At 43.6% G+C, this 11,058-nt stretch carries 10 protein-coding genes and 1 pseudogene; 2 read left to right on the top strand and 9 right to left on the bottom strand.

The window, feature by feature from the left end:
• The 4 genes from PAN06_RS10650 to PAN06_RS10635 all read right to left on the bottom strand — a co-directional run.
• Positions 1 to 407 (bottom strand): glycosyltransferase (locus PAN06_RS10650; RefSeq protein ID WP_276593272.1); only part of this gene is annotated, 407 nt, incomplete at its 3' end.
• 111 nt (positions 408 to 518) lie between these two features.
• Positions 519 to 1,097 carry an isochorismatase family cysteine hydrolase gene (locus PAN06_RS10645; RefSeq protein WP_269796281.1) on the bottom strand — a complete coding sequence of 193 codons (579 nt, stop codon included), beginning with the start codon at positions 1,095 to 1,097 and terminating at the stop codon, positions 519 to 521.
• Entirely contained in the window at positions 1,097 to 1,885 is a 789-nt protein-coding gene (codY, locus tag PAN06_RS10640; protein WP_024054997.1) for a GTP-sensing pleiotropic transcriptional regulator CodY, read from the bottom strand. Before codY ends, PAN06_RS10645 begins: the two co-directional genes overlap by 1 nt.
• A gap of 188 nt (positions 1,886 to 2,073) precedes the next feature.
• Positions 2,074 to 3,288: a pyridoxal phosphate-dependent aminotransferase gene (locus PAN06_RS10635; protein ID WP_021153766.1), complete on the bottom strand. Its 1,215-nt coding sequence runs from the start codon at positions 3,286 to 3,288 to the stop codon at positions 2,074 to 2,076.
• Between the two features lie 208 nt (positions 3,289 to 3,496).
• Between PAN06_RS10635 and PAN06_RS10630 the strand changes: the two genes are divergently transcribed.
• Positions 3,497 to 3,949, top strand: a complete 453-nt coding sequence (locus tag PAN06_RS10630) for a universal stress protein (protein WP_003008541.1) — start codon at positions 3,497 to 3,499, stop codon at positions 3,947 to 3,949.
• A 287-nt stretch (positions 3,950 to 4,236) separates the two neighbouring features.
• On the opposite strand, the gene PAN06_RS10625 is transcribed toward PAN06_RS10630, so the two are convergent.
• Complete coding sequence (locus PAN06_RS10625) at positions 4,237 to 5,637, bottom strand: Cof-type HAD-IIB family hydrolase (protein ID WP_014713790.1); 1,401 nt, start codon at positions 5,635 to 5,637, stop codon at positions 4,237 to 4,239.
• A gap of 62 nt (positions 5,638 to 5,699) precedes the next feature.
• On the opposite strand from PAN06_RS10625, the gene PAN06_RS10620 reads away from it, so the two are divergent.
• Positions 5,700 to 6,662 (top strand): asparaginase, encoded by a 963-nt coding sequence (locus tag PAN06_RS10620; RefSeq protein WP_269796280.1) that lies wholly within the window; start codon positions 5,700 to 5,702, stop codon positions 6,660 to 6,662.
• A 287-nt stretch (positions 6,663 to 6,949) separates the two neighbouring features.
• On the opposite strand, the gene recG is transcribed toward PAN06_RS10620, so the two are convergent.
• The 4 genes and pseudogenes from recG to PAN06_RS10600 form a co-directional block, all read right to left on the bottom strand.
• Positions 6,950 to 8,965, bottom strand: coding sequence for an ATP-dependent DNA helicase RecG (gene recG / locus PAN06_RS10615; RefSeq protein ID WP_269796279.1), 2,016 nt, complete (start codon positions 8,963 to 8,965; stop codon positions 6,950 to 6,952).
• Positions 8,966 to 9,023: 58 nt separating this feature from the next.
• The gene (gene alr, locus PAN06_RS10610; RefSeq protein ID WP_269796278.1) at positions 9,024 to 10,136 is read right to left on the bottom strand and encodes an alanine racemase; all 1,113 of its coding nucleotides are present in this window, start codon (positions 10,134 to 10,136) and stop codon (positions 9,024 to 9,026) included.
• Complete coding sequence (gene acpS / locus PAN06_RS10605) at positions 10,123 to 10,488, bottom strand: holo-ACP synthase (RefSeq protein ID WP_049515909.1); 366 nt, start codon at positions 10,486 to 10,488, stop codon at positions 10,123 to 10,125. The genes alr and acpS overlap by 14 nt, the downstream gene beginning before the upstream one ends.
• 86 nt (positions 10,489 to 10,574) lie before the next feature.
• Positions 10,575 to 11,058 (bottom strand): annotated as a pseudogene (locus tag PAN06_RS10600) (3-deoxy-7-phosphoheptulonate synthase); the annotation flags it as partial.

The following is an 11,058-nucleotide window of genomic DNA, read 5'->3' as shown; positions in this document are numbered from 1 at the left end:
TCTGTCGTCGTTGGCTTATCGACCACTGCCCCCAGTCCATAACCTTTAAGATCAATATCAAACAAAGGCGATAAATCCTGTGTAAAGATCATGTCACAATCCAGATAGAGGATCCGCTCTTCCTCCACCATCTCTGGAATAGCATAACGGAAATAGGTCGCATAGTGAATATGGTCACTTGGAAGCGAAAAGGACTGGAATTGCTCAGGAGACATCCGACAATTGATCACCTCTGAATCCAACTGGCGCAAGCGCTGATTCATGATGGCAAACCACTCTGTTGGTAGATCTTCATTTAAGACATAAATTTTCAACTGGTCCTGATGGGCACACAGTGACTTCATAGCGGTTTCCAACTTTTCCATATAAGATAGATTGGCTGAAAACACGACAGCTTTTTTACTCATAACTTCCCCTTTTTTCTTTCATTAGAATACCATTTTCAAGAGAGGAAAACAATTTCTAGGCCCGAAAAAGAGGCCTAGACAAATGTCTATGACCTCTTTTACAATGTTTTCTTATTTAGTATCTAATACAGCTAGTGCGCCGTCTACCAAGCTTGCCCCTAAGACATGCTTGAAATGATTCAAGGCAAACTGGTGATTTTCAGGAGTGAGCGACGCCACTGCAGGTTCCACGACTTCGATCTGATAGCCCAGATTGTAGGCATCAACCGCTGTATGAAGGACACAGATATCGGTCAAGACACCCGTCAAAATAACGGTATCCACATGACGTTCCCGAAGGCGGATATCTAGATCCGTCCCTGAAAAAGCAGAATAATGACGTTTGTCCATCCAAAAGACGCGCGGATCCGCTTTGTACTCCCGATAAAAATCTGCTAAAGGACCGTACAAATCACGTCCACTAGTCCCAATGATATTATGGGGTGGGAAGAGCTTGCTTTCAGGATGAAAAGGATCGTCTACATCATGCGCATCAATGGCAAAAAAGACATAGGCTCCTTGGTCAAAGGCCAATTGGGTCACCTGAGCAATGCTCTCAGAAATGGCTTGGGCGGGAGCCCCTGCCGTTAGCTTACCTTCATCCGCTACAAAATCAACGGTGTAGTCAATCGAAATTAATGCTTTAGCCATTAGTAGTCTCTTTTCTTAATTTCTTCAAAAATATCTGGTATCAACACTTTAAGATAGGTTCCCTTCATTCCAAGAGAACGACTTTCAATAATACCAGCAGATTCCAATTTCCGAAGTGCATTGACAATCACAGAGCGGGTAATGCCAATACGATCTGCGATGATAGAAGCAGTCAACTGACCTTCATTGCCTTTCAATTCACTAAGGATGGCAGATACGGCACGCAATTCGGAATAAGACAAGGTATTGACAGCCATATTCACCGCTGTGCGACGACGAATATTCTTCTCGTCCTCCTCGCGTTGGTAGTTCAACATTTGAATTCCTACCACGGTACTCGCAATCTCAACCAAGATCAAATCATCATCCGCAAACTGTTTATCATTGCGCCAAATGATCAAGGAACCCAACCGAATCCCAGAAACATGAATAGGCGCAATGGTGGTCAAGCCATCAGGAAATTCAGACTTGGTTTCGACCGGAAAGATACTCAAATCATGGTCCACATCTAAATTAGCTTCTGTATCGTAGACTAAACTAGCTGCCTTGGCATAATCTTCTGGTAATTTTTTATTTTGAAAGAAAGCTTCTACCCGGTCATTGTTGGTCTTGTAACGCATGAAATAACCAAGAAGGGTTCCCTTGCTATTAATGATACAGGCATTACAGTGGATAATATCCGCTAATTGCTGGGCAATATCATTATAAGGCATCTCGAACTGCAACTGTTCATCAGTCCGTTTCAAGATGGATGTAATTTTACGTGTCTTTTCTAATAAGTTTGCCATAATAAACCTCGCATATAGTCAGCTCAAGTATATCATATAAGTGTGGGAATTTCAATCAAATTATCTGAAAATTATTTATTTTTTCTACAATTATGCGCAATTCAGAAAAATGTCGTTTCGATGACATGGATTTTATAAAATGAATCAAAAAAAAGATTGAAGACTTTCCTCTTCAATCCTTTATCTAATTAACGTTTGTATTGCTTCAAGAAACGAGTCATTTTTTCTTGAATTTGAGCTAACTCATCGACACGTGGAAGGTAAACGATCCGGAAGTGATCTGGATCTTTCCAGTTAAAGCCACGGCCATGAACCAAGAGAATTTTTTCTTGCTTCAAGAACTCTAAAACAAATTGCTCGTCATCATCCACGCGGTACATGTCCCGATCAATCTTAGGGAAGATATAGAGACCAGCCTTTGGCTTAACAGCTGAGAGGCCTGGAATATCATTGATGGCTTTGTAGATAAAGTTCCGTTGTTCATAAATTCGACCACCTGGAAGTAAAAGTTCATCCACGGATTGGTAGCCTCCCAGAGAGGTTTGCACAACATGTTGAGACAAGACATTTGAACAAAGACGCATATTGGACAACATGTTCAAGCCTTCGATATAGCCCTTCACGTGATGCTTTGGTCCGGACAGAACCATCCAACCAACACGGAAACCGGCAATCCGGTGAGATTTTGACAAGCCATTCATACTCACACAGAAGAGATCAGGCGCTAAACTTGCGATAGCCGTGTGTTTTTCACCATCCATGACCAAGCGATCGTAAATTTCATCCGCAAAGATGATCAAGTTATTTTGACGAGCGATCTCTACAATCTCAAGCAGGATCTCATCTGGATAGAGGGCACCTGTTGGGTTATTCGGGTTGATGACAACGATAGCCTTAGTGTTTGAGGTGATTTTCGACTTGATATCCTCAATATCTGGATACCAGTTTGCTTCTTCATCACAAAGATAGTGAACCGCATTCCCACCAGCTAGGCTGACGGCTGCTGTCCAAAGAGGATAGTCCGGCATGGGAACCAAGACCTCATCCCCGTTGTCGAGCAGTCCTTGCATGGACATGACGATCAGCTCACTCACTCCATTTCCAAGGTAAATATCATCAATATCCACATTTGGAATTTTTTTCAACTGGCAGTACTGCATGATGGCTTTGCGGGCTGAAAAGATCCCTTTTGAGTCTGAATAGCCTTCACTATCACGCGCATTCATGATCAAATCATGGATAACTTCATCTGGAGCTGTAAAGCCAAATTCAGCAGGATTCCCTGTATTCAAACGTAGAATTTTTTCTCCATTTGCTCGCATGCGCATCGCTTCTTCCAAGACTGGACCACGAATATCGTAAGCGACATGTTCGAGTTTGCTTGATTTATTATATTCCTTCATATTCTGCCTCGATTCACGAAATTATCTCTATTATACCACTAGTTCAAATAGAGTACAAACCGAGGACTTTAAAAATTCTGCAAAAATATAGCAGAAAAGCGAGACTTTACCTTTACATTCTAGCTCAAAAGAGATAAAATATAAGTGTATAAAGAATAGGATTCCCTTCTATTCTATCCATGTTTTCAAGCTATAAGGAGGTAGGATTATGTCTCAAAAATACGAAAACATTATGGTCGCTGTCGACGGTTCTCATGAAGCAGAATTAGCCTTTGAAAAAGGGGTTAACGTTTCTCTTCGCAACGGCTCTAAATTGACTATTGCCCACGTCATCGATACTCGTGCCCTTCAAAGCGTCTCAACTTTTGATGCTGAGGTCTACGAAGAATTGCAAGAAGAAGCTAACGAATTGCTCAAGGGCTACAAGGAACGTGCTGAAAAAGTCGGCGTTCAAAATGTTGTGACTGTTGTAGAAATGGGAAATCCAAAAGTCCTCTTAGCCAATGATATCCCAAGTAAGGAAGGGGTTGACCTTATTATGGTCGGGGCTACCGGACTCAATGCCTTCGAACGGTTAATGGTCGGATCCTCCTCAGAATATATCCTTCGCCACGCCAAAGTAGACTTACTAGTGGTACGTGATAAGGATAAAACCATGTAGTAAAGAAAAAGTTATATTGAAAACTTTCCTTAGGTGAGTACGGACGTCAGCGACCTTCTTCGAAGTTCCATGACTAAGTTTTGAGCCTAAGGTCTCAAAACTCCCGAGTGCTAGAAACAATAGTGTTTCTAGCACTTTTCTCACGGCGGAAAGTTTTTCAATATTTTTTATAAATTTTAAAAATAAGAACATATTTCGACTTCTTTGTGGAACACTTTACTTATCTTAGTAAAAAATAGTTTGTCTACATTCTAAAAAAGGTTTGGAACCTTTGTTCCAAACCTTTTTTAGTTGTCTTTTTTTGCTTCTTTTTGTTTTGCATGTTTTTCGTAGGCCTTTAGCTGGCGATCGAGTTCTTTTTTGATAGCTGGTTCCGGGGCGTATTTTTCTTCCCAATCATCTGGCTTCAGAATTTTGTGGGTTACTGGATCAAAGTGCGCCTTTCCATCTGGGAAAATCTTACCCATATTGGCCCGATGAACAATCTCAAAGACCTCTTCAGGATCCACTCCCATTAGCACAAAACTACCATAAGTCAGATAGAGGGTATCGATCAAGGCATCGACCTGTCCCACCATGGAAATCTCAGCCGGGTGCTTGCTACGCACCTTATCTGCAGCCTTATCCAAAGCTTCGTGAAGGGCTGCTACCGAGCGATCGAATTCTTCCTCACTTGAGCTAGCTGCTCGAACAAATTCCACCAGTTCCTCTTGCTTGAACATGGTCCGATAAAGGGCATCTTGAGGTTGCCAGACCACTGGTTTCTCCTGGGTTTCCCCATCCATTACACCATGGAAGGTTTTGACCTTATTAAAGTGATCATCCTTAGAAAGAAAGAGCTCTTTCTCTGAGAGAATACCAAAGTGTTGCAGGGCTTTTTGAATACCATCCTTGCCATTACTAGTCGTGGTATGCTTGGCAATCGCTTTGACACTAGTGGTTCCATTTCCCATCGCAATGGACAAGCCAACTCCTGAAAGCATTTCTAAGTCATTATCCGAATCCCCAAAAGCCATCACCTCATCGATGTCAAAGCCAAATTCCTGGCCAACGATGCGGATGCCTTCTAGCTTAGAAATGCCTGGGTTGAGGACGTCTGCTGCAAAAGGACTGGAACGTGTAAATTTCAAATGTGGAAACTCTTTTTCAATTTTTGCAGTCTCTTCCGGACTCGATAAGATCAGTACTTGGTAGATTGGTTCTTGCGCTAGTGCATAGAGGGTGTCCTGATCCTGTGGGACGACCTTGCTGACCACTTTGTTAAATCCTCGACTGACTGTTCGGGCCATTTTGCGAGGCACAAAGCGACTGGACCAGGTTGAAATAGGACTCATCCCAAAACTCATGATCCGAGAACCGAATACCCCATCCTTGGTACCGAGAGCAATTTCCTTGCGGTGTTCTCGAGCATAGTCAATTAGTTGGTGCAGACTCTTTTTATCGATTGGACTGGTAAATAGCACGCGGTCCTTGGTCAAAATATACTGACCATTATAGGTCACGGCAAAATCAAAGCCATAGCGTTCCATAAACGGTTTGACAAAGGCCGGTCCCCGCCCTGTCGCAAGGCCTACATAGATCCCTTCTTCCTTTAAAGACTGAATAGCTTTTTCTGTTGATTTGAGGACCGCTCGACTATCATTCACCAAGGTTCCATCGATATCAAAAAAGACTGCTTTTATTTCCATGTCTACTGTTTCTTTCTTTTTATGATAAAATAAATTATATCACATATTCCAAGGAGCTTCACATGTTTAAGAAAATTTTAGCACTACATACCGGAGGGACCATTTCGATGGCGGCAGATGACTCTGGGGCAGTGATTACCAATGAAGTCAATCCCATGACCCAAGTTACTTCACCAATTGAAGGGATTGCAGTCACCTCAGAGGACTTCTTCAACCTTCCCAGCCCTCAAATGACTCCTCGTCACATGTTAGCCCTGTATCAAAAAATCAAAGAGGAAGCTCACAACTATGATGGCATCGTTATTACCCACGGAACAGATACGCTGGAAGAAACGGCTTATTTCTTGGATACCATGGAGTTACCAGAGATCGGTGTGGTCATTACAGGAGCTATGCGAAGCTCCAACGAGCTCGGAAGCGATGGTGTCTATAATTTCTTAACAGCCCTTCGAGTGGCGGCCGATCCAAAAGCACGCGATAAAGGCGTCTTAGTTGTCATGAACGACGAAATTCATGCAGCTAAGTACGTCACCAAAACCCACACCACCAATGTCAGTACCTTTCAGACACCAACCCACGGTCCTCTGGGGTTGGTCATGAAAAAGGAAATCCTCTTCTTTAAAACAGCTGAGCCACGAGTGCGCTTTGATCTCGATAAAATTGAAGGTTTCGTTCCCATTATCGCTACTTATGCTGGTATGAAAAATGATCTGCTAGATCTACTGGATCACTCAAAAATTGATGGCCTCATTATTGAAGCCTTTGGAGCAGGAAACATCCCTAAAGAGACTGCCCATAAACTCCAAGAATTCATAGATGCCGGACTTCCAATCGCTTTAGTATCCCGCTGCTTCAACGGGATCGCAGAACCAGTTTACGCGTATGAAGGCGGTGGCGTCCAACTCCATCAAGCCGGTGTCTTTTTCATCAAAGAATTAAATGCCCCCAAAGCTCGCATCAAACTTCTCATCGCCCTCAATGCCGGCCTAAAAGGACAAGAACTCAAAGAATATATCGAAGGGTAGCATAAGATACAAAGGGCGTAAAATGCCAAGTGAAAATAGGAAATTGTCGCGGGGAGCGAAGCTCACAAGAGAATTTATCTTTTTCACACAGCATTTAGGGCGTGTTCAATTCGTGTAACGGCAAGCACTATGGTGCCTTGCCTACACGACTCACTAACTCCTCAGGTGGATGGTATCGATCCACCTTCGTCCTGTCGCATTCATCAAGATACAAAGCCCGTAAAATGCCATCTTAAAGGGAGTAGAGTGGAATCCAAAGAATTTCCACTCTACTCCCTTTTTATATTTTAGTCTAAATGTTCTTTCTTTTCTAAGTAAAGCGAGAGCAGATGCCAATCGGGGTGTTCGCGCCAATCTGGCGTGGCTACGATCTGGCTGGCAACTTTCCTTGCTTCTTCCAGAATGGGATAATCTTCTACCAAATCCGCTACTTGAAATTCTGGAATCCCAGATTGACGGGTTCCAAAGATTTCACCTGAACCCCGCATTTTCAAATCTTCTTCCGCCAGCACAAACCCATTGGTTGTCTCTGTCATAATTTTCATGCGCTGCTTGCCACTATCTGTCTTAGGGTTGGCTACTAGAATAGCATAGGATTGCTTGTTCCCCCGACCAACCCGGCCTCGTAGCTGGTGAAGCTGGCTAAGACCAAACCGATCTGCATCCATAATGACCATAACGGTTGCATTGGGTACGTTGACTCCTACTTCAATAACGGTTGTGGATACCAAAACATCGACTTGGTGCTCTTTAAAGGCCTGCATGATGGTCTCTTTTTCTTCACTTTTCATCTTCCCGTGAAGAAGAGAAACACGCGCCCGCTGACCAAAGAAGGCTTCTAACTCCTCCTGGAGGGCAAGGGCATTTTTCAGATCTAGTGCTTCTGACTCCTCAATCAAGGGAGAGATAAAGTAGGCTTGAGAACCTTTTGCGAGCTCTTTTACCAACCAGTCGAGGACCACTTCTAACTGCTCATGCTTGACCCAACGCGTGATGATTTCCTTGCGTCCCGCAGGCATCTGATCAATGATGGACACATCCATATCTCCAAAAGCCGTGATGGCCAAGGTCCGGGGAATGGGGGTTGCCGTCATCATCAGAACGTCTGGATTTTGTCCCTTTTCTCGAAGAATACGACGTTGGGAAACCCCAAAACGGTGTTGCTCATCAATAATGACCAAGCCTAGATCTTGGTAGTGAACTCCCTCTTGAATCAAGGCATGTGTCCCCACAATCAGTTGAGCTGTTCCTGAGGCGATCTCCTCTAAGACTTCTCGTTTCTCAGCTGCCTTTAATCCTCCCGTTAGAAGAGCAATTGGCAAATCCGGAAAAAGATTTTGCAAGCTTTCCTTGTGTTGCTCTGCCAAAATCTCCGTTGGAACCATCAAGGCTGCTTGCTTACCAGCGCTTAGAGCTGCATACATGGCAAGACCAGCCACGACTGTCTTCCCGCTTCCCACATCCCCTTGAAGCAAGCGGTTCATATGATAAGGAGAAGCCATATCTATCAAGATTTCATTCAAGCTGTTTTCTTGAGCTTGCGTTAGCTCAAAAGGAAGCTGTTTTTTTCGTTCTGCTAATTTTTCTGGATCCCAGGCCAGGGAAATTCCTTGGCTGGCTTCGTGATTTTCTTCTTTTAGCACTTGGAGCTGTAGCTGGAAAAAGAGGAGTTCTTCAAATTTCACCCGGCGAAGGGCTTGCTTGTACTCTGCTAGATCCTTAGGAAAATGCATAGCCTGCACTGCTTGAGAGCGTGACAAGAGTTGATAACGCTCCCGCAAAACTTGGGGCAAATTCTCTTCTAAAAGCTGATCCAAGCCCTGATCGAATGCTATTTTGATCAATTTCACCAGGCTGTTTTGGCTGACTCCTTGCGTCACCCGATAGACTGGCTGCAAATCATCTTCCACTTGAGCCAGGAGCTTCATTCCTGTCAAACTGCCTTTTGCCTTGTCCCATTTCCCAAAAATCGCTACCGTCTGCTGGACTTCGATTTTATCAGCCAAATAGGGTTGATTGAAAAAATTAACCGCAATCACTTGGTCTCCCTGTTTGATCGAAAAACGCAAGCGATTTCGTTTGTAACCATAATATTGGACATTGGCTGGTGTTGCTACCACCCCAGAGATGACTGCTTTTTCCCCATCTTCTAACTCTAAAACATTGCGGGTTTTGAAGTCTTCATAGCGAAAGGGGAAATACAAGAGTAGATCTTCTAAGGTTTCAATCCCTAATTTTTTAAATTTTTCCGCCGATTTTGGACCGACGCCAGGCAGTACGGATAAGGGTTGGTGTAAATTCATTGTTCCTCCTTTCTTTTATAAAAAAGCAGGTCCTTCAGGGAAAACCCACCTGCTTTTTTTATTCTTCACCTGCATAGTCACGAGGAATCCGATCACTCAAGAGACAGACTACTTCATAATTAATGGTACCACGGTAGTCCGCAATCTCTGTTGCCGTAATTTCTTTCTCGCCGTCTCGGCCAATCAGGGTAACCTTGGTTCCCAGAGGTAATTCTTCTGGAAGGCGAACAGTAATCTGGTCCATCGAAACTCGCCCAACAATGGGACAATACTCACCCTTGATCAGCACATGGAAATTTTGCATCTCTCGGATCCAACCATCCGCATAGCCAATGGGAATCGTTCCAATCCATTGGGCATCTTCCGTCGTATAGGTTGCCCCGTAGCCAATATCTTGTCCGGCTTCTAACTGTTTGATATGAACCAATTCGCTCACCAAACTCAAGGCTGGCTTGATTTCATAAGGCAAGGCTAGCACCGAACCACTTGGATTCAAGCCATACATGACATCTCCCAGACGAACAGCTGTGAAAATCGTATCTGCATGCCACAAAGAGGTGGCTGAATTACTCGCATGAACAATCGGAGGAAGGATTTCAAGAGCAGCCAATACTTCTTTGAAAAAATGATATTGCGCTTGAAATTTTCGATCATCTGCTTCATCTGCTGTCGCAAAATGAGTAAAGATTCCCTCAATTTCAGCATCAGCTGCTAAGAGGAGGCGTTCAGCCTCTTTGATCTCTTCGATTCTTCGGAATCCAATCCGCCCCATTCCTGAGTCCACCTTAATATGGACCTTCAATCCTGATAAATCTTCTTCTTCTCCAAGCAATTGATTCAACCAAGCAAGACTAGCCACCGTTAAGCGGATGTCCTGCTCTTTGGCCAGACTCACTGTTTCACTTGGCACAACTCCCAAAATCAAAATAGGGTGTTGCAAACCTTCTTCACGGATTTCAAGGGCTTCATCCATATTGGATACACAAAAGCCATCTACTTGAGCTGCTAATTTTTTGGTCACTGCAACGACCCCATGACCATAGGCATTGGCCTTGACGACTGCATACTTTAAGGTTTGACTCGGAATATGCTCACTAACTTGTTGCACATTAAAGGCAATGGCATCTAAATCAATTCTTGCAACAGTTGGTCTATGTTTACTTGCTTTCATTTTCTTCCTCCAAAATGACACTGGTCGAGACTAAGTCTCCCTTGTGACTGATCGAAATCCATACCTTCCCAGAAAAAGGAGACTTGGAAAAATAAGGGGCTCCTTGGGCATCATTTAAAATTTCTAAATCCTGAAAACCAACCGGTCCAATCCCTGTTCCCATTGCCTTTGAAAAGGCTTCTTTAGCAGACCATCGACCCGTTAAATATTCCATTTTCCGCTTTCCGGACAATTCCTCAAAGCGTGCCCGCTCAGCCTCAGTTAAAACTTTTTCTACAAATCGTGCATTCTTTTGATAGGCTTTTTCAATCGCAGTGATCGATTCAATATCGATCCCATGTCCTTTGATCATCTTCTTTTATCCTTATTTGTTGTCTCAATATCTCTTTACTGACAAAAGAGAAGGGGCCAAAGAATCACTCCTTCCGCCCCTGCCTTTTATTTATTCATCGTTGCAATTTCTTTGACCAAGGCCTGTGTTTTTTCCCAACCCAGGCAAGGGTCTGTGATGGATTGACCATAAACCACTGGTTCATTTTGACGCCCATCTTCTAAGTAAGACTCAATCATGAAACCACGAACTAAGGATGCTAAATCTTTATTCCAAGCACGGTTCATCATGGTTTCTCTCACGATGCGTACTTGCTCTTCGAATTGTTTACCAGAGTTGTCATGGTTGGTATCCACCAGGATGAAGGGATGTTGCAAGCCCATTTCGCTATAGCGTTTTGATGCCGCTAGCAAATCTTCATAATGGTAATTTGGAATATTCTTACCACTTGCATCCAAGCCTCCGCGAAGGATTGCATGGGCCAAAGGATTTCCTGATGTTTCCACTGCTTGGGCATTGAACAAGAAATTTTGTGGATGTTGGGCCGCATAAATCGCATTAAACATGACGGAAAGATTTCCTGATGTTGGA

This window comes from Streptococcus sp. SM3 (genome assembly GCF_027497875.1).
Note: the sequence above shows the minus strand (reverse complement) of the source record. Positions and strands in the feature narration are given on the sequence as shown.